General features: G+C 50.1%; 22 protein-coding genes and 1 tRNA gene. 15 read left to right on the top strand and 8 right to left on the bottom strand.

The features are described 5' to 3' along the window. Positions 1–65: 65 nt before the first annotated feature. Both H9I35_RS10780 and H9I35_RS10785 read right to left on the bottom strand, forming a co-directional pair. Positions 66–1,181, bottom strand: a complete 1,116-nt coding sequence (locus H9I35_RS10780; protein ID WP_187419379.1) for a hypothetical protein — start codon at positions 1,179–1,181, stop codon at positions 66–68. A 9-nt stretch (positions 1,182–1,190) separates the two neighbouring features. Further along, positions 1,191–1,778, bottom strand: coding sequence for a TP0733 family outer membrane beta-barrel protein (locus H9I35_RS10785; protein WP_187419380.1), 588 nt, complete (start codon positions 1,776–1,778; stop codon positions 1,191–1,193). A gap of 112 nt (positions 1,779–1,890) precedes the next feature. On the opposite strand from H9I35_RS10785, the gene folD reads away from it, so the two are divergent. From folD to miaB, 3 genes are all read left to right on the top strand, one after another. After that, positions 1,891–2,769, top strand: a complete 879-nt coding sequence (folD, locus tag H9I35_RS10790; RefSeq protein ID WP_187419381.1) for a bifunctional methylenetetrahydrofolate dehydrogenase/methenyltetrahydrofolate cyclohydrolase FolD — start codon at positions 1,891–1,893, stop codon at positions 2,767–2,769. A gap of 22 nt (positions 2,770–2,791) precedes the next feature. After that, the gene (folE2, locus tag H9I35_RS10795) at positions 2,792–3,580 is read left to right on the top strand and encodes a GTP cyclohydrolase FolE2 (protein WP_187420778.1); all 789 of its coding nucleotides are present in this window, start codon (positions 2,792–2,794) and stop codon (positions 3,578–3,580) included. 118 nt (positions 3,581–3,698) lie between these two features. Beyond that, the gene (gene miaB / locus H9I35_RS10800; RefSeq protein ID WP_187419382.1) at positions 3,699–5,075 is read left to right on the top strand and encodes a tRNA (N6-isopentenyl adenosine(37)-C2)-methylthiotransferase MiaB; all 1,377 of its coding nucleotides are present in this window, start codon (positions 3,699–3,701) and stop codon (positions 5,073–5,075) included. A gap of 111 nt (positions 5,076–5,186) precedes the next feature. On the opposite strand, the gene H9I35_RS10805 is transcribed toward miaB, so the two are convergent. Genes H9I35_RS10805 through radC form a run of 3 tightly spaced genes read right to left on the bottom strand, consistent with a single transcriptional unit; the run spans position 5,187 to position 8,773 of the window. Further along, positions 5,187–6,437 carry a S1C family serine protease gene (locus H9I35_RS10805; RefSeq protein WP_187419383.1) on the bottom strand — a complete coding sequence of 417 codons (1,251 nt, stop codon included), beginning with the start codon at positions 6,435–6,437 and terminating at the stop codon, positions 5,187–5,189. Positions 6,438–6,455: 18 nt separating this feature from the next. Continuing rightward, on the bottom strand, positions 6,456–8,090 hold the full coding sequence (locus H9I35_RS10810; RefSeq protein WP_187419384.1) for a PEGA domain-containing protein: 1,635 nt from the start codon (positions 8,088–8,090) through the stop codon (positions 6,456–6,458). Between the two features lie 14 nt (positions 8,091–8,104). Beyond that, positions 8,105–8,773, bottom strand: coding sequence for a RadC family protein (gene radC, locus H9I35_RS10815; protein WP_187419385.1), 669 nt, complete (start codon positions 8,771–8,773; stop codon positions 8,105–8,107). Between the two features lie 74 nt (positions 8,774–8,847). Between radC and H9I35_RS10820 the strand changes: the two genes are divergently transcribed. From H9I35_RS10820 to H9I35_RS10850, 7 genes are all read left to right on the top strand, one after another. After that, positions 8,848–9,630 carry a glucosaminidase domain-containing protein gene (locus H9I35_RS10820; RefSeq protein ID WP_252722655.1) on the top strand — a complete coding sequence of 261 codons (783 nt, stop codon included), beginning with the start codon at positions 8,848–8,850 and terminating at the stop codon, positions 9,628–9,630. Positions 9,631–9,733: 103 nt separating this feature from the next. Continuing rightward, positions 9,734–12,499, top strand: a complete 2,766-nt coding sequence (locus H9I35_RS10825; RefSeq protein ID WP_187419386.1) for a valine--tRNA ligase — start codon at positions 9,734–9,736, stop codon at positions 12,497–12,499. A gap of 33 nt (positions 12,500–12,532) precedes the next feature. Beyond that, positions 12,533–13,147, top strand: a complete 615-nt coding sequence (locus tag H9I35_RS10830) for a hypothetical protein (protein ID WP_187420780.1) — start codon at positions 12,533–12,535, stop codon at positions 13,145–13,147. Positions 13,148–13,230: 83 nt separating this feature from the next. Continuing rightward, positions 13,231–13,302, top strand: a tRNA-Glu gene (locus H9I35_RS10835). Between the two features lie 4 nt (positions 13,303–13,306). Continuing rightward, positions 13,307–13,891: an HAD family hydrolase gene (locus H9I35_RS10840; RefSeq protein ID WP_187419387.1), complete on the top strand. Its 585-nt coding sequence runs from the start codon at positions 13,307–13,309 to the stop codon at positions 13,889–13,891. A gap of 6 nt (positions 13,892–13,897) precedes the next feature. Further along, the gene (locus H9I35_RS10845) at positions 13,898–16,354 is read left to right on the top strand and encodes an ATP-dependent DNA helicase (RefSeq protein ID WP_187419388.1); all 2,457 of its coding nucleotides are present in this window, start codon (positions 13,898–13,900) and stop codon (positions 16,352–16,354) included. A gap of 24 nt (positions 16,355–16,378) precedes the next feature. Continuing rightward, positions 16,379–17,137 carry a lysophospholipid acyltransferase family protein gene (locus tag H9I35_RS10850; RefSeq protein WP_187419389.1) on the top strand — a complete coding sequence of 253 codons (759 nt, stop codon included), beginning with the start codon at positions 16,379–16,381 and terminating at the stop codon, positions 17,135–17,137. 112 nt (positions 17,138–17,249) lie between these two features. On the opposite strand, the gene H9I35_RS10855 is transcribed toward H9I35_RS10850, so the two are convergent. After that, entirely contained in the window at positions 17,250–17,882 is a 633-nt protein-coding gene (locus tag H9I35_RS10855; protein WP_187419390.1) for a DMP19 family protein, read from the bottom strand. A 79-nt stretch (positions 17,883–17,961) separates the two neighbouring features. Continuing rightward, entirely contained in the window at positions 17,962–18,135 is a 174-nt protein-coding gene (locus H9I35_RS10860; protein WP_187419391.1) for a hypothetical protein, read from the bottom strand. 133 nt (positions 18,136–18,268) lie between these two features. On the opposite strand from H9I35_RS10860, the gene rpsT reads away from it, so the two are divergent. From rpsT to H9I35_RS10880, 4 genes are all read left to right on the top strand, one after another. After that, positions 18,269–18,562 carry a 30S ribosomal protein S20 gene (rpsT, locus tag H9I35_RS10865; protein ID WP_016520541.1) on the top strand — a complete coding sequence of 98 codons (294 nt, stop codon included), beginning with the start codon at positions 18,269–18,271 and terminating at the stop codon, positions 18,560–18,562. 81 nt (positions 18,563–18,643) lie between these two features. Beyond that, positions 18,644–18,961 carry an HU family DNA-binding protein gene (locus H9I35_RS10870; RefSeq protein WP_187419392.1) on the top strand — a complete coding sequence of 106 codons (318 nt, stop codon included), beginning with the start codon at positions 18,644–18,646 and terminating at the stop codon, positions 18,959–18,961. After that, positions 18,928–20,568: an apolipoprotein N-acyltransferase gene (gene lnt, locus H9I35_RS10875; protein ID WP_187419393.1), complete on the top strand. Its 1,641-nt coding sequence runs from the start codon at positions 18,928–18,930 to the stop codon at positions 20,566–20,568. Before H9I35_RS10870 ends, lnt begins: the two co-directional genes overlap by 34 nt. 6 nt (positions 20,569–20,574) lie before the next feature. Further along, positions 20,575–21,000 carry a bactofilin family protein gene (locus H9I35_RS10880; protein WP_180486729.1) on the top strand — a complete coding sequence of 142 codons (426 nt, stop codon included), beginning with the start codon at positions 20,575–20,577 and terminating at the stop codon, positions 20,998–21,000. Positions 21,001–21,035: 35 nt separating this feature from the next. On the opposite strand, the gene H9I35_RS10885 is transcribed toward H9I35_RS10880, so the two are convergent. Further along, positions 21,036–22,049, bottom strand: a complete 1,014-nt coding sequence (locus H9I35_RS10885; RefSeq protein ID WP_187419394.1) for a LacI family DNA-binding transcriptional regulator — start codon at positions 22,047–22,049, stop codon at positions 21,036–21,038. A gap of 566 nt (positions 22,050–22,615) precedes the next feature. Between H9I35_RS10885 and H9I35_RS10890 the strand changes: the two genes are divergently transcribed. Next, entirely contained in the window at positions 22,616–23,557 is a 942-nt protein-coding gene (locus H9I35_RS10890) for an ABC transporter substrate-binding protein (protein ID WP_187419395.1), read from the top strand. Positions 23,558–23,594: the final 37 nt, after the last annotated feature.

The following is a 23,594-nucleotide window of genomic DNA, read 5'->3' on the forward strand; positions in this document are numbered from 1 at the left end:
GATCGGTCGGAATCGATATTTGACCTTCGGCGGTCATCTTTGAAAATTGACTGTTTTTTTTAAGGCTATTCCCTGTTCCAATTGCCGCGTGACGGATAGTACGACCAAAGACCGACGTCTTTGTAGTTGCCGCCGCTCGAACTCGATTTCCGTTTAAAGTCCGCTGTCGCGTAGAGCATCGCGCCTGTTTCCGGTGCGGCGGAGTCGATGCAGAGCATCGCGGGGATCATGTACGGAGCGTCGAGGGCGGCATCCGCGTTCGTGGAAAAGCTCGAAAGCGAAGAGCCAGGCACTCCGCTTGCATTCGTTGTCTTTTGAAGGCCGCGTCCGTTTGTTCCCAAAAGGATCGCGTCGCTCGTCGCGGCTATGGACGTGATGTTTGCAGAACAGCTTACCGCATTCGTTCCCGATGAAGCGGGGGTTCCTGCCGCTACGTATTTTAGCGTGGAGTCGCTCGCCCAATAGACGTGCGTTACGGGACTCGACGTTTCATTTGTCGCCGAACATGAATTGAAAAAATAAACGCCGCTTGCAGTGTAGACGGCAGAGACCGTGGATGCACCGGGCGCATCTCCCAATGCGGATGACGCGGCACCTTGTATAAATGAAGTGCTCGAAGGATTGTTTTTCAATTCGCTCACCGTACCGTTCATGCGGATATAGGCCGTCCGCTTTGTCGCATCGATCGTATTTGTGCAGAATATCGTCGTCGTACCCGAAGTCCCGGTAACCTCTCCGTCGCATTGCGTCCACGAACTTCCGCTGAAATAATACAGGTAACGGCTTCCCGTAGTATTTTCGCCGTCGTCGTTTTCGCGTATGGAAGTGCCGAGTGCATAGAGCGTGTTTTCCGTTGCGGCAAGCCGGTAGATGTAGATGCCGTTGAATTTTTTATCGTAATAACTGTATTCGAGTTTCGGAAGTCCGTCCGATTTTTCTACCCAATCGCCGTGCGACTGCGAAGAGGCGGGTTTGCAGTACACTCTTCCGTTTTGGATAAAAACGTATTCGGTTCCCGACATTGTATAGCGGACAATCGAATTGATGCGTCCGCTTATCGTCGCATCTTCGAGTGCGACTTCGCCCATAATTTTGGCAAATATGACATCCTGACAGCCGGTAAAAAAAACGGTGCAAGCGAGTGCGAAAAAAATCATTAAAACGGAGAATGTGCGCTTCATGTAAAATCCTTAAAAATGATAGCGTGCCGAAAGGGATGCGGTCAAAAAGAGACCGTCGAAATTATATGAGGGATCGCGGTACCACTGCGGCATCCATAAAAAGACGCTTCCGATTCCGAACGACCAGCTTTCCGACATACGGTAAAATATGCCGAGTTCGGGTCTTACCACGAGTCCCGGAAAATATCGTCTGCTCTGATAGGTTTCGAATGCGATGCCCGCGCCGACGGAAATCGGAAATTCGAAGCGCCACAGAGTCGGCTGAAACGTGATGCTTGCCGTTACGGGCCAAAAATTGAATATATTGCTGCCTATAGTCGGATGGTAGCCGACCATGATATTGCCGCCGACTGCAAACAATCCGTTGATAAAGCGGCGGTAGCCCAAATCCGCAGCACCTCCGACATACATTTTGCCTTTGAAGTTGAGCGGAAAGCTCGGCATAACCGAAATTTGAATATATTGGTCGCCGGCTCCGTTCATCGCATAGCGGAATTCCGTACCGTCATCGTATTCGTCGCCTCGAGATTTGCCGGCGGCAAAAAGAGCGGCGGCGTAAAAAAACAATATGCAGCACAGCGGTACAATCCGTTTCATCTTTCCTCACATAGATAGCATATTTTTATAAAAAAAGATATAGTGTCGAGTATATCTTTTTCAAGCGGTTTTATCAATGATAAAACGATGCGGAAGCGGGGCAGGTTACAGGATGAGCGCAGTGATTATCGACGGAAAAAAAACGGCGGCGGAAATTCGGGTGCGTATCGCCTCTCGGACAGCCGAACTCAAAGCCGGAGGCATCGTTCCCTGTCTCGCCGTTATCCTTGTCGGAAACGATCCTGCAAGTCTTTCGTATGTAAGCGCCAAGCGGAACGCTCTTTCGGAAGCGGGCATGAACGACCGTTCCGTGCAGCTTCCCGAAAATACAAGCGAAGCCGAACTTCTTTCGCTTATCGGAGAACTCAACCGCGACGAGAGCGTTCACGGCATTCTCGTGCAGCTGCCGCTTCCCAAACATATCGACGAACGTAAAATACTCTTTGCAATTTCGCCCGAAAAAGACGTCGACGGTTTTCATCCGGTTAATATCGGAAAACTCGTCATAGGCTGTGATGCGCCGCTTCCGTGTACGCCGCACGGCATCGTCGTACTGCTCAAATCGATGCACATTGAAACGTCGGGTGCGCGCGCGGTCGTCGTCGGACGATCGAATATCGTCGGAAAACCGCTCGCCCTCCTTTTGTCGCGCAAAGACTGCAACGCTACCGTGACGCTCTGTCATACGGGAACGAAAGATTTGAAATCGATCACAAAGGATGCCGATATCGTCGTTTCGGCGGCGGGCATGCCGCATACGATCCGTGCGGATATGGTAAAAAAAGGAGCGGCCGTCATCGATGTCGGCGTGAACCGCATTCCCGATGCTTCGAAAAAGAGCGGCTTCCGTTTGACGGGCGACGTCGATTTTGATGCGGTAAAAGAAGTCGCATCGTATATCACTCCCGTGCCGGGAGGGGTCGGCCCCATGACGATTGCGATGCTCCTGCAAAATACACTTGAAGCTGCGGAGAGAGAGCGTGAGTACTGACGTAAAAAAAACCTGCAATCCGATGCACGATACACAAAACGAAAAAGATACGCGGGGCGTGCCGCTGCAAAAAGCCGGTGTAAAAGGTCTCGAGTATCCCGTGACCGTACTCGATAAAATCAATAAAACGCAAAATACGACGGCGACCGTCGATCTCTTTGTCGATTTGCCTGCCGGCTGTAAAGGTACGCACATGAGCCGCTTTATCGAAATCTTTCACAAATATCGATTCGATATTTCGATGCATCGCTTTTTCGATATGCTCGATGAGATCCGCTCAAAACTTTTCGCCGCCCGCGCTTACGGAACCGTTTCGTTTCCGTTTTTTATCGAAAAGAGCGCACCCGTTACCGGTACGAAAAGCATGATGCGCTATACCTGCGCGTACGAAGGGAGCGTCGGAAAAGACGAGCGCGATTTTTTCGTTTCGATTTCGGTGCCGGTTGCGACCCTGTGTCCGTGCTCGAAAGCGATCAGCGATTACGGAGCGCATAACCAGCGCGGTACGGTGCGCGTAAAATTGCTGTATTCGGATTTTTTTTGGATAGAAGACGTCATCGCCGCCGTCGAAAACGCTTCGTCGGGAGGTCTCTATGCCGCGCTTAAACGGAGAGACGAAAAATGGGTGACCGAACACGCGTATGACAATCCGCGCTTTGCCGAAGACGTCGTACGCGAAACCTATCTTGCGCTGCGCTCGTTTCCGATTGCAAAACCCTTTGCATGGTTTTCCGTCGAAGCGGAAAATTACGAAAGTATCCACAATCACAATGCCTATGCGTATGCCGAATACGGAGCGCAAACGGAATGAAATATGACATATTTTTTGAAACCTATGGATGTCAAATGATGAGGCGAAGCAGGTGCGTACGCCGATTCCCGCGTCAGCGGCCGCAGGCAGGGCAAAAAAATTGTAAGTGGAATGCGATATGACGTATTATTTTGAAACCTATGGATGTCAAATGAATATCGCCGAGTCGGCGTCGATCGAACGGCTGTTTATCGCGCGCGGATGGCAAAAAGCCGAAGACGCGCAAGTCGCCGACGTCGCGGTTATCAATACCTGTTCGGTGCGCGCGACTGCCGAAAACCGTGTCTTCGGCAGGCTCGGCTGGTACGCGGGTTTGAAAGCCCTGCGGCAAAAGATGCCCGGCGCAAAATCGAAGACGCTCGAAAAGGCTGAGGCTTTTGTTCGCGACGGTGCAAAGCCGCTCACGCTTGTGGTTACCGGCTGCATGGCCGAACGCCTTCTTACATCGCTCAAAGAAGAATATCCGTGCATCGATTACGTTGTCGGAACTTTTGCAAAAAAATATTTCGGCGATATCATCGAAGCTGTGGAAAAAGGAGTGAGTGCGGCGCCTCTCGACGATTCGCCGTCGTATACCTTTGCTCCGATTTCCGCCGAGCCGGGATCTTTTTCGACCTTTGTGCCCATTATGCACGGCTGCAATAATTTTTGTACGTACTGCATCGTGCCCCATGTGCGGGGGAGGGAAGTGTCGCGTCCCGTCGAAGAAGTGCTTTCGGAACTCGACGCGCTTTCATCGTACGGCGTAAAAGAAGTGACGCTGCTCGGACAAAACGTCAATTCGTATTGCGACGAGGATGCCGACTTTGCAAAATTATTAATTAATATTTCCGATCATCTTAAAAAAAACAATTCGCCGATAGAGTGGGTGCGTTTCGTTTCGAGTCATCCGAAAGATTTGAGCGATGCCCTTATCGATGCGATCAAGCACAACGATGTGCTGTGCCGCCACATCCATCTGCCGGTGCAGCACGGTTCGACGAAGATATTGCAGGCGATGAACAGGTGCTATACGCGCGAGCATTATCTTTCGCTTGTCGGCCGCATAAGGGCCGCGCTTCCCGACGTATCGCTTACGACGGATGTCATGCTCGGCTTTCCGGGAGAGACGGACGAAGATTTTGAAGAAACGCTCGATCTTATGAAGACGGTGCGCTACGAAAACGCGTTTATGTACTATTATAATCCGAGAGAAGGAACGCCTGCGGCAAAGATGCAAAATCAGATCCCGCTCGAAGTAAAAAAAGCGCGCCTCCAAAAGATCATCGATATGCAGCTTAAAATTACGGCGGAAGAAATGCAAAAGAGGGTCGGCTCGACGGTAAAAGCTCTCGTCGAATCGGTGAGCCGCGACGACGAAGCGGAACTCCTTGCAAAGACGGAACGGGACGAGAGAGTCGCATTTAAAGCCGAAAAATCGCTCATCGGAAAATTCGTCGAGCTTCGTTTAACCGAGCTTTCGGGGCAGACGTTTAAAGGCGAGCTTTCGAAATAGTTTTTTGAAAGCGCACGGGCGGTCGTTTTGCGGCAGCCCTGCGGTATGATCGGCGCGAACGAAGTTCTCTTCTAAAGCCCGGTATTATCGATATTTTCAAAATTCGGTTTGTTAATTTGACGCTTGAGGCGGAGCGAGCGTCACTTTTACGGTCAAGTCTCTGCCCTTTCGTCTGATCGTCATCGAAACCGTATCTCCGGGGCGCTTGTCTTCGAGCGCGGAAAAATAATCGGCCAGAGAGGCGACAGCGATGTCGTCTATCTTCGTCACGATATCGCCGCCGAGGAAAATTATTGAGCGTCCGTAGTTTGCCCGCTGCGTGCCGCCTCGTATACCGGCTTTGTCCGCGTTTCCGTTTTTCGTCACTTCCGAAACGAGTACGCCCGCCGATACGTCGAGTCCCGCGTACTGTACGATCGTCCGATTCAGCTGTACGATCGACATTTGAACGACGCCGCGGTTTACGCGCCCGTAGCGTATCAAATCGGAAACGACACGCACGGCGGTTTCCGCGGGGATCGCAAAGCCGACTCCTGCGGAGCTTCCCGAAGACGATACGATCATCGTGTTGATGCCGACCATGCGCCCTGCCGTATCCAAAAGCGGGCCGCCGGAATTTCCCGGATTGATTGCGGCATCGGTTTGGATCATATTGCGGATGATTCTGTTGTTGCTGTTGCGCACGGGACGAGCAAGACCCGAAACGATTCCCGTCGTCATCGTCCGGTCGAGGCCGAACGGATTTCCGATCGCGATGACTTTTTGTCCGACTTTGAGTTTGCTCGAATCGCCGAATGAAATCGTTTTTAAAACCGTGCCCGCAGGCGGTGTGAATTTAATAACGGCCAAATCGCTTTCGCTGTCCTGTCCGACGATTTCCGCTTCGTACTGCGTGCCGTCGGAAAGCGATACGTAGATTTCCGACGCGTTTTGGATAACGTGTACGTTCGTGACGATGTATCCGCGCTTGTCGATGATAGAGCCGCTTCCCGTTCCTCCGTCTTCGACCGTCGGTTCGAGAAACCAGTTTATGCCGGCGATCTTCGTGCTTATGTTTACGACCGATTCCGCACACTTGTCGTATACGCCGATGTTCTGCTGTTCGCTTTCGGTAAAGCGCGATGCGTCGGCGATCGGCCGCACAGGCAGGACGCCGGTTTCTTCAAAGAGCGACGGCGTTTCTTCTTCCGTCCGATTGTTAAAATCGATTTTTTCGGAAGAAGGATTTTCTTCATGCGTGCGGAAAACGGCAAGAGAAGCGAAAGAAGAAAAATTTCTGTCTATAAAAACCGCAAGGGCTGCGGCGAAAACGGCCGCTCCGGCTGCCGCGCATAAAAGCTGTGTCTTCGAATATAACTTCATACTGTAAATGATAACAATTTAAAAGAGATACGTCAAACCGATGCCGCTTGAAAAATACGTTTTATCCTGCATGTAGATGAGCGCCGATCCCCTTAAATTGAAAAAGGCTGAAGATGAGCCGAGCTTCCACGTGATGCCGCCTCCCGTATCGATTGCGCGGAACCAGTCTGTGCCGGCATTTCCTCCGAATGAACTGTGGAGCGCGCACCACGCTTTGAACGTCATAAAGGATACGGGGCGGAACTCGAATGCCGTTCCGTTTTTCCAAACGCTGTCATTCCCGTTCGGGTTTTTCCGGAAAAAATCGTAAACGTATTCGCTCGACATACCGGCGTATGTTTTTTTACCGTCGATGCCGAAAGCAAAGCCCGTGCCGAAACCGTTGCCCGTATCGGCGCCGAAGGGTTCATAGAGAGCACTGTTTGTCGTGTAGCCGAAGCGCATAAATCCCGCAAAGCATGCGCGGCCGTTTTGTCCGATTTTCGTCGACGAACCGAATTTCATCGATGCGTTGAGCGAAATCGGAACTTCTTCCATGCCTGCGTGGATGCCGAAAGAAAACATACATTCGAACCACGGTACCGGCGTTATGCCGAAAAATATATTGATCGGAATGGCATAGAGCGAAGTTCCGCCGCTCCGGCCGGACGTAAAAGTCGAAAATGCTTCTATGCCGATAACGGATGCGTGTTCTCCCGTCGTATACGCGGCTGCAAGCGTACCGATGCCTCCTCCGGATTTCGAAGCGTCCGGTATACGGTAGACGAGCGAGGAATCGATTTTAGTGCGCGCCGTCTGTACGTACGAAGCCGCGCTGATTGTCGCCGTATATACGCCGTCTGCTGCGATTTCACCCGCATCGTCGGTGCCGTCCCATGTAAATCGCTGATCCCATGTCGTAAACTGCGGAAAGCGATACGTACGCACGGCTTTTCCCGATACGTCGGTTATGACGAGTATTGCATTTTCAGGCGCGGTTACTCTGAACGAAAAAGTGCACGAACCCAATTGTCCGCCGTACGACGGATTGAAACGCTCTTTCGATACTGCAAATCCTGAAAGCGAAAACTGCGCCTTTGTCATACGCACTTCGAGGGGAGCGACAAGACGGCGCATAACGTAGACGCGCGATGTAAAATCGTTATAGCCGAATTTTCTCACCGAAACCGTATGATATCCTTCATCCGCTTCGAATGGCATTTGCGTTATAAGAGTGCGCGATGAAAACGAAAGCGCCTCCCCGTCGATATATACGGCACTGCCGTCCGGCACGCCCGACAGTAAAATAAAGCCGGATGTTTTTTCAAGTTCGATGTAAAACGATGTGTTTTGTCCCGCATTTAGATTAATAAAAAACGATTTCGATTCATATCCTCGTTTTACGATTTTGAGCGAGTGTACGCCCGGCGCAATGTTCGTAAAAGAGCACGGCGTCTGTCCTCTATACGTTCCGTCGATGTATACCGCCGCGTCCTGTGTATTCGTGCGGATCGAAAGAGAGGTTTTATATTCTTCAATAATAACAATACGTTCGGCCGAAAGATATATTTGCGGAGAAGGATTGTTCGGCATATCGTTTTCGGAAAGCGCTTTTCCTTCGGCGGCGGCGAAAACGAGCCATATACAGATGAGCAGATGCCTGTAAGATTTCATTCTTCAATTATAACTTATTCCGAAGGAGTGAACAACAGATCGTGTTCGAGAAAGCTGAAATACGAATCGCGGTCGAGGATGATGTGATCGAGCAGGGCGATGCCGATGATCTTCGATGCTTCTATGAGCGTCTTCGTCGTTTCGATATCTTCTTTGCTCGGCGTGCAGGAGCCCGACGGATGATTGTGGCACACGATCATCGCTGCGGCGTTTTCGACGAGCGCTTCGGAAAATATTTCACGCGGATGGACGATCGTTCGGTTGATCGTGCCGACGCTTACGACGCGTATCTTTATGATTTCGTGTCCGCCGTTGAGCGTTATACATAAAAAGTGTTCTTTCGACAGTACCGAATAATTTTTTACAAAAGGAACGACGTCTTTCGGCTGCGTGATGACCGAATGCAGATGACCGTTCCGCCTGCGTCCGAGTTCGAGCGCGGCAGCTACGGCGAGGCTTTTTCCCGTTCCCATACCTTTGATCGACAAAAGATTCGGCACGATGTTTTTATCGTCCGATTCGTACATCGCTTCGACGACGCTTCGCGCGAGGCGTCGCACGGGCGATTTTTTCGTGCCGCTTCCGAGTACGAGCATGACAAGCTCCTCATCGCTCGGATATGAAAATCCGTGTTTTAAAACCTGTTCGCGTACGTCGGGTTTTACGTTTCGGTGATACTTCATCACATAATAATCGAAAAAAAAATTCGATTTCGGAGTTTTTGCTCGAAGTTTTTACGATAAAATTGTGCATTTGTTTGTATGCACGTGCGCGGTATGTGTGCATCGGCGTTTTGCCGCCCTCATTTGCGCGGTATCCGTACATCGGACTGTCCGCAGACGTCTCTACGGCAAGGCTTACGAAAAAGGGAAGCGGCGCCGAAAATATCGATATGACGACATTTGTAAAAATACCGGCGAAAATAAAAACCGCGGCGAAAAATGCAGCGGCGTTGCTGCGCCCGTTTGCCTTTCGTTTTACCGCAGCATCGTGTATTTCCGCCGCGCTTTTCGTTTCGTGTGCTACGCTTTCGTTTGAAAGACGAGCCGCATCGCGAAGCCTTACGGGCGAGGGCGTTTTTTCCGATCGAGAGCTCGCATCGTTTTTGCGTTCTCACAACCCTGCGATACGCAAAGCGGATGCCCTCTATATTGCGCAGTGTTATATTTCGGAAGCGCATGACGAAGGGATCAATTCCGACGTCGCATTCGCGCAGATGTGTCTCGAAACGGGTTTTTTGCGATTCGGAGGTCTTGTCACCGAAGATATGCATAATTACTGCGGACTCGGAGCGACCGGAAGCGGAACGGTTCCCGACCGTTTTCCGACGGTACTGCTCGGCGTACGTGCGCACATCCAGCATTTGAATGCGTACGGAGATACCGACGAACTCGTCAATCCCGTCGTCGATAAACGCGCCAAATTCGTCTCTCCGCGCGGCAAAGCGCCGACTATTTTCGATCTTGCAGGGACGTGGGCGTCCGATAAAAAATACGGCGAAAAGCTCGACGCGCTTCTGTCCCGTATGGAGCGGAAATAGAGCTCCTTTTGTAATCGTACGATTATTTTCCGCATGAAAAACGCCGGCGCTTTGCAATGCGGCGCATTGTGTTTGTCGGATCATTTTGTTATAATGTTTTTTTATGAAAGCGATAGAGCTTGAAAAAGCGTATAACCCGAAAGATTTTGAAGACCGTATATACAAATCGTGGGAAGACGGCAATTGGTTTAAACCGGCGTCCGATCCCGCTTCTCCCGTTCATGCCGAATACGAAAAACGTATGGCCGGCAAATCTCCCGAAGAGATTAAAGCTGCGACATTTTCAGTCGTCATTCCGCCTCCGAACGTGACGGGCGTTTTGCATGTCGGGCACGGTCTCAACAATACGCTGCAGGATATCGTCGTGCGCTATCACCGCATGAAAGGCGACAATACGCTGTGGGTGACGGGCACCGATCACGCGGGTATCGCGACGCAAAACGTCGTCGAGCGCGCGCTGAAAAAAGAAGGCAAATCGCGGAACGACATAGGTCGCGAAAAATTTCTCGAGCGTACGTGGGCGGTAAAAGAAGATCACCATGCGACGATAGTCAAACAGCAGCGGAAGCTCGGCAACAGCACCGATTGGGATCGCGAGCGCTTTACGATGGACGAAGGACTTTCGCGCGCGGTGCGCGACGTGTTCGTAACGCTTTATGAACGCGGTCTTATCTATCGCGGAAATTATCTTGTCAACTGGTGTCCCCGCTGCGGTACCGCACTTGCAGACGACGAAGTCGAACACACGGATACGGCCGGTGCGATGTATCACATCTATTACGAATACGCCGACGGACCTGCGCCCGACGGTTCGACGAAAATCGAAATAGCGACGACGCGCCCCGAAACGCTGCTCGGCGATACGGCCGTCGCCGTAAATCCTTCCGACGAGCGCTATAAAGGTATCGTCGGAAAGAAATTAAAACTGCCGTGTACCGACCGCGTCATCCCGCTCATCGCCGACGCGTATGTCGATAAAGATTTCGGCACCGGTATGGTAAAGATCACGCCGGCGCACGATCCGAACGACTGGCTGGTCGGAAAGCGAAACGATCTCGATATTATCAATATATTGAATCCCGACGGAACTCTGAACGATAACTGTCCCGAACGCTACCGCGGACTTTCCTGTGCAAAAGCGCGGGATCTGATCATCGAAGATTTGAAAGCGCAAAATTTATTCAAGGGTGAAGAAAAAATCACGCACGCGGTCGGACATTGCTATCGCTGCAATACCGTCGTCGAACCGTATTTAAGCGATCAGTGGTTTGTCAAAATGCAGCCACTTGCACAAAAAGCGCTCGGTGCGTGGAAAAACGGCGATATCGAATTTTTCCCGCGCAAATGGGAAAACACGTATAAAGTATGGCTCGAAAATATCCGCGACTGGTGCATCAGCCGCCAGCTGTGGTGGGGTCACCGCATTCCGGTGTGGTACTGCAAAAAATGCGGGGAGACGATCGTTTCGCGCGAAGACGCGCACGTCTGTCCGAAGTGTTCGTCGACCGAACTCGAACAGGATCCCGACGTGCTCGACACGTGGTTTTCTTCTTGGCTGTGGCCGTTCAGCACGCTCGGCTGGCCGGAGGAAACCGACGATTCGGCAAAGTTTTACCCGACGAGCGCGCTCGTTACCGCTTACGACATCATCTTCTTTTGGGTGAGCCGTATGATTATGGCCGGTATCGAATTTACGGGCAAAGCGCCGTTTCACGACATCTATATTCACGGGCTCGTGCGCGACAGGCAGGGCAGAAAGATGAGCAAGTCGCTCGGCAACGGAATCGACCCGCTTGAGATCGTCGATATGTACGGAAGCGACGCGTTCAAATTTACGCTCGGCTTTATGTGCGCACAGGGGCAGGACGTTTTAATCGATAGGGAATCATTTAAGCTCGGAAGCCGTTTTGCGAACAAAGTGTGGAACGCGAGCCGTTATATACTCGGAAATCTCGAAGGGCGGAATCTCGTTCCGGTGCGCGACGAAGATTTGACCGAACTCGACCGGTGGATTTACACGGAACTCGACAGGTGCGTGAGAGCGGAGCGTGAAGCGCTTGAAAGTTACCGCTACAACGATGCGGCTTCTTCGCTCTACGAATATTTTTGGAACGAATACTGCGACTGGTACGTGGAAGCGACAAAGCTTTCATTTAAAAACGGAAGCGATGCGGAAAAAGACAGAGCTGTTTCGGTTTTGCTCAACGTGCTCGAAGAAAACATCCGCCTCCTCCATCCCTTTCTCCCGTTTGTAACCGAAGAGATCTATGCAAAACTTCCGCTTGCCGAAATCGTTAAAAACAGAAAACTCGCAGGCGCGAATAAAATTCTTTCGACGAGCGACTATAGCGGTATGCTCATCGCGTCTCCTTTTCCCGAAGCAAGCGATGAGCGCGTCGATGAAAGCGTGGCGCGGCGTTTCAACGTGCTTCGCGAACTCATAAAAGGCGTTCGCGCGCTCCGCGCCGAGTGCGGCATCGATCCCGCTTCGAAGATACGCCTTGCGCTCATGATCGAAAAAGGCAGCGCAGCGGAAGTCTGTGCTGAAAAATCCGACATCATCATGCTGCTTGCGGGAATCGCGCACATCGATTTTGTCGATGAAAAGCCCGCCTCTTCGATCGGTACCGTCGTACCGGGCGCCGAAGCCTTTTTGCTCATAGATGAAAGCATCGACAAAACGCAGCTCGCTTTTCGTTTTCAAAAAGAAAAAGCCGAAGCCGAAGCGATCGCCGCCCGTTCGGAAGCGAAGCTTTCGGGCAAATTCGCCGAGCACGCTGCGAAAGAGCTCGTCGAAGCGGAAAAGGCAAAGCTCGAAGAAAACAAGCGCCGCATAGAAAAACTTGCGTCGTATATGCAAAGCTTGTAAGAGGCGGGGCCGATGAAACGATTGAAGTACAAAATGCATGTCGACCGTTCGGGCAGGATGGACAACAAATCCATGCTCCAGCTGAAAAACATTTACCTCGCGCCGTACATGCAGCTTGCGACGGTACTCATCGGCAAAGCCCGCCACGCCGGCGGCAATATGTTCCGCCATCAGCTCGATACGATGAGCATACTCATCGACTACGGCTATATCGATTCGGTGCTTTTGAAAGCTTCGTGCATTCACGACGTCATCGAAGACGTACCCGGTTTCGATCCGAATTTAATAATCGATATCGATGAAGACGGACAAAAAGTGTACAAGCTCGTTCTCGAAGTGACGCGCAAAGAAGGACAGACGAAAAGCGATTACCTGCGTACCATCATCCAAAGCGGAAGTCAAAAAGCGAAAATATTGAAATGCGCAGACAGGATCAGCAATATGATAAGTCTCGGCTTCGTCACCGATCCCGCGTTTATCGAGCGGTACTGCGACGAAACCGAATTTTTCGTTTTGCCGATCGCGCTCGAAGTCGATTACAATATGTATCAGGAACTCATCGGACTCGTTATATCCCGCCGCCGCTACCTCGAAGAAAGCGGCTACATAGACCGGAAAAAGAAAAACGAATCGGCGCAAAACGATTAGCGGAAACGCGGAGAGAATGCAGCGGGACTATTGACACGGTGCTCGCCGTCATGCTATAGTTCCCCCACAGCCCTGTGCTGTATGTCTCCTTCGTCTAGTGGTTAGGACATCGGGTTTTCATCCCGACAACAGCAGTTCAATTCTGCTAGGAGATGATTCATGGATATAATCGTTTTCGATCTCGGCGGCGTTTGTATTTTCAATTTTCAAACAATCGGAAAAATCGCTTTACATTATCACCTCAACGAAGACGAAGTCTATGCCGAATATATGCGTTCGGATATTCCGCTCATGGAAGGCGCAGTGACGACAAAGGAGTGGTGGAAAACCGTATCCGAAAAATTCGGCGTTGATTCGGATGCCGATCCCCTCGTCGATTTTTTTACTCCTTATCCGAATGCAGCATCTCTTTCTCTCGTCGACGAACTTCGCTCGCGCGGAAAGAGAGTCGTGTGCGGCTCGAATACCTGCGAGGGGCATTGGCAAAAGATGAACGCGTGCGCTTCGCTTGAGTCGCATTTCGACCGCTGCTATCTTTCCCAGCGCATGGGGCTTGCAAAACCCGACGTGCGTTTTTTCGATTATATTTTGCGCGCCGAAGGCGTCGAAGCTTCTCGTGCGCTTTTTATCGACGATACGAAAGCGAATATCGAAGGCGCCGAAAAAGCGGGTATGCGCGGCTTTTTGTTCCGCGACGAGTTTTCGTGGGCGGCTCTCGATAAACTTCGAAGCATCGTTTTGTAGCCTTCGATGGACAGTCGAAAATATTTTTCAGATCCGGTTATCGATGAACTCAAACGCGCCGTCCGGGAAGCGGGCGGCAACGAAGTGTTTTTTACCGGCGATATCGATTCCGAGGGGATCGTCGTTTCGGTAAAAGTCGGCGCCCGCGGTAACGAGAGCGAAGTTCCCATAAATCAAAACGACGTGCGCGAATGCGCGGTCCTCATCCACAATCACCCGAGCGGCTACCTCGAACCTTCCGCCGCGGATATGACGGCCGCTTCCGCAGCCTCCGAGCGCGCGCAAGGTTTTTACATCATCGACAACAGCGCTTCCAGAGTCTACGTCGTCATGGAAGCGGTCAAACCCAAATCGATTAAAAAGCTCGATATCGACGCGGCTTCTCTGTATCTCGAAAACGGCGGTCCTCTTTCGGTGCAATCGGAAGGCTACGAAGAGCGTCCCGTGCAAATCGCCCTGCTTCGAAGCATCGCCCGCTCCTTCAATGAAAATTCGCTCGGCGTATTCGAAGCGGGAACCGGCGTCGGAAAATCCTACGCTTATCTCATCCCCGCGATGCTGTGGGCGGTTTCGAACGGCGATCGCGTCGTCGTTTCCACGGGCACGATCAATTTGCAGCAGCAGCTGTGCGAAAAAGACATCCCCGCGGCGGAAAAGATAATCGGAAAAAAATGCAAAGCCGTCCTCGTCAAAGGCAGACAAAACTACGTGTGTCTCCGCCGCCTGTCGGATGCGGGAAGTGAAAGAGAGCTTTTCGGTGACGATACGGAAACCTTCGATGCGATCGCCCGCTGGGCCGAAAAGAGCGCGACGGGAAGTAAAAGCGATTTGCCCTTTATGCCCGGAGAAAAGATATGGTCGCGCATAAAAAGCGAAAGCGATGCGTGCATGGGGCCGCGCTGTCCCTTTTACGCACAGTGCTTTGTCATGAGAGTGAGGAAAGAAGCTTCCGCCGCCGATCTCATCGTCGTAAACCATCATTTGCTTTTTGCCGACATCGAGTCGCGTATGAGCGGGGCGGGCTGGGACGATCAGGCGGTTTTGCCGCCGTATCGGCACATCATATTCGATGAAGCGCACGGTATCGAAAACGCGGCGACGAGTTTTTTCAGCGGTACGGCGAACCGATTTGCGCTTTTGCGTCAAATAAATCTTTTGTACCGCAGACACAAAAATTCCGAAGCGGGATATATCTGCACGCTTGCGATTTTGTCTTCGAACGAAGAGCGCGCATCCGATGCGAGCGGAATCGTGAGCCGCGTTAAGTCGGCGATTGCGGATTTGGAAACTGCGGCGGGAGATATATTGCAGGACGGCTACACGATCCGACTTTCCGATGCGACTTCTCGCGATTTCGGGCCGCTTCTTTCTCTTGCCGCTTCTCTTTCGTCTTCTCTTTCATCGCTTATCGCCCTCGTAAGAGAATTGATGGAAGGTATCGCGGACGAAGACAAAGCGGCGGGCGCGTATTGGGAAGCGAAGCTCGTCGTCCGCAGACTCGAAGCGGCTTTGCTTTTGTTCAACGACTTTACGGCGTGGGATGAAAAACGCGATTCGGTATTTTACTTACAAAAAAAATATCTTCCGAGCGATGCGCTTTCGGCAAAAGACGAAGATCGGCAGTATACGCTGTTTACGAAAACGCCGCTCGATATCGCGCCTCTTATGAACACGGGCGTATTCGAGCCGATGCAGTCGGTCGTGTGTACGTCGGCTACGCTTTCGATACACAAAGATTTTTCGTGGTGGATGCGGCGTACGGGCGCTTCTTTTGCCGACGAAGACCGCATCCTTACGGGAGATTTTCCGTCTCCGTTTCCGTATAAAACGAATCTGCTTTTTTCCGTTCCGTCCGACGCGCCGCTTCCCGAAAACACGCTCGATTTTCAGCGCTTTGTCGTGTCGGCGGTGAGCCGCCTCGTTTCGGCTTCACGGGGCAGGACGCTCGTTCTCTTTACATCCTACGATATGCTCAAAAACACTTTTACCGATGCGGCTCCCTTTCTTTCGAAGTTCCGCCTTTTAAAGCAGGGTGACGACGATGCTTCCCGCCTCCTCGATGCGTTCCGTGAAGATATCGGAAGCGTGCTCTTTGCGACCGATTCTTTTTGGCAGGGCGTCGACGTGCCCGGCTCTTCTCTTTCGCAAGTGATCATCGTAAAGCTGCCTTTTTCCGTACCGAACGATCCCGTTTTTACCGCCCGATCCGAAGCCGTCGTAAAGCGCGGCGGAAGCGCGTTTATGGAACTCAGCGTTCCCGAAGCGGTGATCAAATTCCGTCAGGGATTCGGACGCCTCATAAGGCGGAGCGACGACCGCGGCTGCGTCACGCTCCTCGACAAACGCATCTACGAAAAGCGCTACGGTACGATCTTTTTAGGCAGCATACCCGAATCGAAACGCCTTTACGAAGATCTCGATACGATCGTATCGGAAACGGAGCGCTTCCTATTTGACAGCTGAGACTTTTCATTATATTATGATGCCATGTCGAGCCTTGTCACATTATGCTGCATGTTCGGGATGGTGATCCCGCCGTCCGTTTTCAATGTAATTTTATATCCCATATCTAAAAAAGCAAGCGCCCTTTTTTCCGATTATATCGTTCGTACGGTAGCTCCGCGTCTTTTTTCGATTTTATCGTGCTATAAACATTTCCGTTTTATCGGTGACAAGCGGCGGTTCGGCGAACTTCCGCCTCAGTTTATCGTCATTTCCAATCATCAAAGCCTTTTCGACATACCCTGCTATATGAATTATTTCCGCGATAAAAGTCTGCGCTTTGTCGCAAAGGCGGAGCTCGGCCGCCACATCCCGCTCGTGTCGGAAATGCTACGTGCTCAGGAACACTGCCTTATTCCTCGGCGAGCGAGTCCCGTAACGGCGATGAAAACGCTCGAAGATTTTGCAAAGCGCGTGCTCTCTCGCGATCAGATTCCCGTGCTTTTTCCCGAAGGCTCTCGGACGCGGAACGGAAACGTCGGAAAATTTTATTCCGCGGGATTTCGAAAGCTCGCAGAAGCGACGGCTCTTCCGGTCGTCGTGTGCGCCCTCGACGGGGTTTGGGAAATCGGCAGGCTCCGCACGATTATGACAAATTTGAAAAACGGAAATTATAAAGTGACTATCGTAAAAATCTACGACGCGCCGAAAACGAAAGAAGCGCAAAACGCGATTTTGGAAGAAGCTCCGCGTCTCATCCAAGCGCAGCTCGACGCGTGGAGAAGCGCCGCCCTGACGCGGTAGAACTGAAATATCCGTTTTTACAAATTAAAAAACGGGTAATCATACAGTTCCGTAAAAAACATAGAACAAGTTTTATAGCAAAAAATATCAACTTCGGGCAAGTTTATATGAATTATCGGTTTGTTACGAGTTTTTCCCGGTTTTTATCCAAAACAGTGTTTATTATACTCTCGATTTTTTCGGGGTATTCCAGAAACAAACCGTTTAATTCATTAAATTCATCTTCCAATTCTTCTGTCGGTAATTTTCCGTCGGTAAATAATTTTTTATAATCGCTCAAGTTTATTTTTGTTTCCAGTAATTTTACGGCTTTATCTAAAATTTTCTTATTTTTTGTTAAGCCGAAAAAATCAAGAGCTTTTTGAATTTCAAATACTTCATATCCTATTGAATTGAAGAAAAACTGATCAAATCCGCCGTTATTTATTTCCGCTTCATAAGAATAAACCAAATATGAATATCTGACTATTTCAGGCAGTTTCATAAGTTTTTCGTGCATTTCTTCACCGTAAGAATTGCCGATAATCCAAAATACATAATTGTCCATTACTTTATACAATTTATCTGCCGGTATTTCTTCCGATAACGCCTTTGAAATTCCTTTATACTTTTTCCAAAAATTTTCGTTAACCGAGTAATCATCTTTTTTCATTGATTCATACTTTTTCCAATTGCCGAAATCTTTAGCGAATAACATTTCAATGCCTGCCAATAAAATCAATAATATACTTATATTCTTTTTCATTAAACTTCAATTTTCGGACAGCTCTCATAAAAAAAACCGCACCCGTGAGTGCGGTTTTCGCATTGTCGAATAAAAAAAATTATTTGAAATCTTTTGGCCGCCGCTCAGTCCGTTTGCACTTCGAGCATTCGGCGATATTTTTAATTTTTCCTTTTTCGAACATGGTCTTCATTATGATTTCTCCGCCGCAGTCGGGACACATGAATTTATGCGTTGAAACCGATGTACGGGAGTTTTTACTTACTCCGGCCATAGCTTTCCTCCAAAACGAATTTAATTAAATATAACGATAAAAAAGCGATATGTCAATTACGGGTTGACTAAAACCGAGCGCTTCGATACTATACTATCAGTAATTTTTTTTGGTTAGTAACTGGGGGTTTCCTTTGGCAAAAAAACAGACATCTGCGCAAAAACGATTTAAGCAGAGCGAAGCGCGCCGTCTTCATAATAAAGCGATCAAATCGCGCTGCAGAACGGCCGTAAAGCATTTTATTGCCGCCGTACAGAACAAAGAGCAGCAGAAAGCGGAAGAAATGTACAATCTTGTTCAAAAAGAACTCGATTCCGCGCGCAGCAAAGGCGTTTTAAAACGCAATACCGCCGCACGCAAAAAATCCCGCATGAAAAAACTTTTCAATGTGACTTTTTCCGCGCCTCAAGAAGCTGCGGCAAAATAAGTTCGGCTTATCTTTTTAAAATCCGGCGGGAGCGGCTTGCGCTTTCTGCCGGAATTTTTTTCTTCTGTATCCGGGAATTATATGCCTCAGAAAAAAATAACGAAATACGATCTTGTCGAATCGGTATATCGCGTATCCGACTGTGAACGGCGTGTCGTTCAGCAGGTTATGGAAAATTTTCTTGAGGAAATTAAAAAATCGCTTATAGAAGGCGCGACGATCGAACTGCGCGGCTTCGGAACTTTTGAACCGCGCTTACGGAAGGGAAGATCGGTCGCACGCAATCCGAAAACCGGTAAAACGCTTTCAGTCGATCCTCATTACGTCGCAGCGTTCCGTTCCGGACAGGAGCTTAAAAAATCGCTGTGGAATCTCAATCAAGAGCGGACGGAGCGATGACGCAAAATAATTCCGCCCGGAATCGTTTTTTTATTAATATACTTCTTACGTTTTCGGGTGCGGTTTTGTTTGCGCTCGCAAATCCCGGTTTTGTTTTTTCGAAAGGCGTTCCGCTTGCCGCGTGGGTAATGTATTTTCCCGCCTTTATGCTCGTCCGCCGTTCGTCCTTTAAAACGGTGTGGCTGTGGGGCGGCGTATACGGAGCGCTTTCGTATTGTTTGTATGTTTCCTGGCTCGTCACCTTTCATGCCGTTGCCGCCGCGGCGATAAGCGTCGAATATTTTATATCGTACGCGCTGCTCTTTTTATGTTTGAAGATCGCAGACAGGTTTTGCGGCCGTCGCGCGTGGATCGTTCAGTGGCTCATCCTCTGTTCTCACGAATATCTTAAAACGACTGGCTTCGCGGGATTTTCGTACGGTGTTGCAGGCTACACTCAGTGGCAAAATCTTATCCTCATTCAAAGCGCTTCCCTTTTCGGCGTGTGGGCGCTTACTTTTCTCATCGATTTTACATCCGCATGGCTGTACGCCGTTTATATCGGTGCGGAAACAAAAAACGCTCGGGGCTTTAGAGTTTCGGCTTTTCGCCGCGCGCGAGGCATTGCACTCTGGGCGTGCGCGCTCGCCGCGTTTATCGTGTACGGTATTTTTCTTCTTTCGCAAAAAAACGAAAACGGAAAATTTATTAAAGTATGTGCGGTACAGCACAACACCGATCCGTGGCAGGGCGATATAGCGTCGTACGAAAAAGACGTTAAAACGCTTATGAAGCTTACGGAGCGCGCGCTTTCGGAAGATCCCGATATAGCGCTTGTCGTGTGGCCCGAAACGGCCGTCGTTCCGTCCATTTTGACGCACTATACCAAGCGGCTCGACAGGAGACGCTTCGATCTTGTCGATTCCGTGCTGCACTTTATCGACGGAAAAAAAGCCGTGTTCGTAATCGGAAACTTTCATTCCGTCGACACGGGCGGCACCCGCACCGACGATTACAACAGCGCTTTCGTTTTTACGCCCGGAAAAAACGTCGTGCCGCCCGAACCCGAAATCTATCGGAAAATTCACTTGGTGCCGTTTACGGAAACGGTGCCCTTTGCAAAGCGGCTTCCTTGGCTCTACGATGCGCTTGAAAAAGCGGACACTCATTTATGGGCAAAAGGAAAAGAGCGTACCGTTTTTCACGCTGCGGGAATTTCGTTTTCTGTGCCGATCTGCTTTGAAGATACGTTCGGCGACGACTGCCGCCGCTTTGTTGCAGACGGCGCGCGCGCTTTTGTCAATATGTCGAACGATGCGTGGTCGAAAAGCCTGAGCTGCCAAAATCAGCACCTTGCGATGGCGGTTTTCAGATGCGCCGAAAATCGGGTACCTGCCGTTCGGAGCACTGCGTCCGGGCAAACGTGCATCGTCGACCGCACCGGAAAGATTTTACTCGAAGCGGAGCCCTTTACCGAAACCTATGTAACTGGCATGATGCCCGCCGCGGATGACAGTGCGGGAAAAACGCTGTATAATAAAACCGGCGATGCGCTTGCGCTTTTTTTTGTCGCGGCGGCTTTGCTTGTGAGCATCGTTTGTATCGTTCGGAATCGAAAACGGAAGTAGGATAATATGGCGGAAAAACACGACGACGAAAAAATCAATGTGACGGTATTCGGACCGGAAACGGAGTTCGACGGTGAACTCGAATTCTCGGACAAGCTCATCATCACCGGAAAGTTCAACGGAAAGATAAAAGCGAGCGGAGACTTGGAAATCGCAAAGGACGCGGTGTGTACCGGAGAAGCGATTACGGCGCGGTCGATCATCGTGTCGGGGAGCGTTACCGGAAATCTCGAAGCATCCGAGCGTGTTGAAATATGCAGCGGCAGCAGCGTTACCGGCGACATAACGACATCCCGTCTTCGCATTGCAAGCGACGTCAACTTTGAAGGGCAGGTTACGATGCTCGACAAAGAGCCGGACATCGATCTGTTTTCCGTCGCATCTTCCGAATACAAAGACGCGCTCGTTCTGAAATCCGATGCGATCCGCTGAACTGTCCGTTCCGTAAAGCTCACATTATACGAATATTACACGGGGCGGCGCGTTGACGATTCGCGCACGATAAGCTCGGTTTCCAAATACATACCGCGCACGGGCAGGGTTTTGTCGTTGATGCGCTCCGTCAGCATATCGCAGCCGACCAAGCCCATTTGGTAGCGCGGCTGATTTACCGTCGTGATGGACGGCGTACACATCGATGAGATTTCGGTGTTGTCGAAACCAATGACGGCGATATCGTTGGGTACGGAAAGATTTACTTTTTTCGCAGCTTTTATGACTGCCGCAGCATAGACGTCGGAACTGCAAAAAAAAGCGTCGGGTCTGTTAGAGGAATTGAGCAGCTGGTAAGCTGCGGACAGAGCCATATCGTAATTGATTTCTCCGAGCTGCACCGTCAGTTCGGTTTCCGCTTTGCGCCCGGCGCTTTCGAGCGCGTTCGTGTAGCCGGCGAGTCTATTGCGCGCGTATTTGTAAGACAGCGGTCCGTTTAAAAATGCGATCCGTTTGCAGCCGAGCGAGATGAGGTGTTCGACCGCATATTTTGCGGCTTCCGCGTCGTCGATCGTGACAAAGGGTATCGAAAGGTTTTCATTGCATTCGCAGCATTGGACGATCGGAACGAGAGTGTCGAGCCTATTTAAAATCACCGGTGAGACGGAATTGGTTATAATCAAACCCGCAGGCTTTATCTTTTTGATCATCATAAGATAGGCTTCGATAGTCGCCTCGTCTATCGCATCTTCGTTTATTAAAAGCGTATAGCCGCTTCTCTTTGCCGCATCGCGCGCACCCTGAATAATCAAACTGTAAAACGGATTTGCGAGATTCGGTATATTGAACAGGATAAAATTGCCTTCGGCTGCAGGACGGGGCAGAATGCTTTCCGGATCGTATCCGAGCGATGTCAGCGCCTGCACGATTTTACGCTGCGCTTTTTCCGAAACTCTGCTGCTGCCGCTCATCATTCGGCTTATCGTAGCGACCGAAATACCGCTCGCCGCCGCCAATTGTGCGTATGTCGGTTGTGTCTTTTTTCCCATAATTGCATTTCCTATGAAAAATATATGAAAAAATTACATATATTTGATAATATTATATGTAATTTAATCAAATAAATCAATATCAAAAAAAAATATAATATTTTTGTAATTTTTTCATTGACAAGAGGATGGATTCGCACTAAACTGCATAAGATCGGTATCGCTGTAACAAGGTACCGGATAAAAATTGTGTTCGTACTTAGCGTACGGCTGTAATACTTTCGAAAGCGCAAGCTTTCTGCAAAAGTTTTTACGGGAGGTATGATAAAAAGCACCGTCTGAAATATCGTCGTCGCTGGAGTCTAGAGCCGAAAAACGCTGAAGCGTTTTTCTTTTATCGGAGACACTCGCGATTTCTGCGCATTGCTCGAAATCGCAGCGTTCTTATCTCGTGTTTGCGCGGATGTTTGCGGAAGATATGTATACATATCGTTTTTATGAAAATAGAATAAATACGATACAGTGTATTTTCGCAAACTCGATTATTGAACGTGTGCGCTCTCGCGCACGGCTAAAAACTTTTTCGGAAGTTGCAACTTCCTACAAAAGTTTTTACGGGAGGTAGTATGAAAAAGATTGGTGCCGTTTTTCTTGCTTTGATGATCGTTTCCGGTTCATTGTTTGCCGCGCCGAAAGCGGCTTCCGGCAAGAAGTACAAAATCGGTATTCTCGCGCCGGCTGTTACGCACGGTTGGGTTGCTGCGGTAGCCTATGAAGCGGAAGCTCGCTGTAAAGCGCTGTCCGATAAAGTCGTGTATAAACTCTACACGAGTACCAACGGCGAAGAGATGACGACGCAGCTTGACGATTTGCTTTTGTGGGGCGCTCAGGCGATCGTCGCGTTTCCGCAGTGGACGGGTATGGAAGTGCCGATCAAACGAGCGGTAGCAAAGGGCGTTGTTGTCGTAAACTTCGATATCGTGATCAATGTCGACGGCGTATACCGCGTTACCGGCGATAACGAGGGGATGGGTGCCGAAGGTGCAAAGTACATCGTCAGCAAAATCGGGAAGACGGGCAACGTCGTTATTCTCGATGTGCCGACATCCGGTTCGGTAGCTCAGCTCCGCAAAAAAGGCTTTTTGGATACTGTCGCCAAAATCGCTCCGAATCTGAGCATTCAAACCTATGCGACTCAGTTTACGCGCGAAGCCGGTTTGAAAGATATGACCGACATCCTTACAAAAAATAAAAAGATCGATGCGGTATTTTCGATGGACGATGAAACGTCGATCGGCGCGATCCAGGCCATTCGCGAAGCGAAACGCACGGACGTAAAAGTAATCACCGGAGGCGGCGGCTGTCAGGAATATTTCAATATGATGCCGAAAAATACGGATATCTGGATCGAGTCGGCGCTGTACAGCCCTGCGATGGTACGCGATGCCGTCGATGTGGCGCTTGCCGTACTCAGCGGTTCTTCTGCGGCAAAAGAAAAAATCATTCCGACGTCGATCGTCGACCGTACGAATTATAAAAAATTCCTCGATGCGGGTTCTCCGTATTGATATTTCGTATCGAAAGGAGCTGTCTCAAAAGTCGGTT

The sequence above is a fragment of the Treponema sp. Marseille-Q4132 genome (genome assembly GCF_014334835.1).
In the GTDB taxonomy this organism is placed as follows: domain Bacteria; phylum Spirochaetota; class Spirochaetia; order Treponematales; family Treponemataceae; genus Treponema_D; species Treponema_D paredis.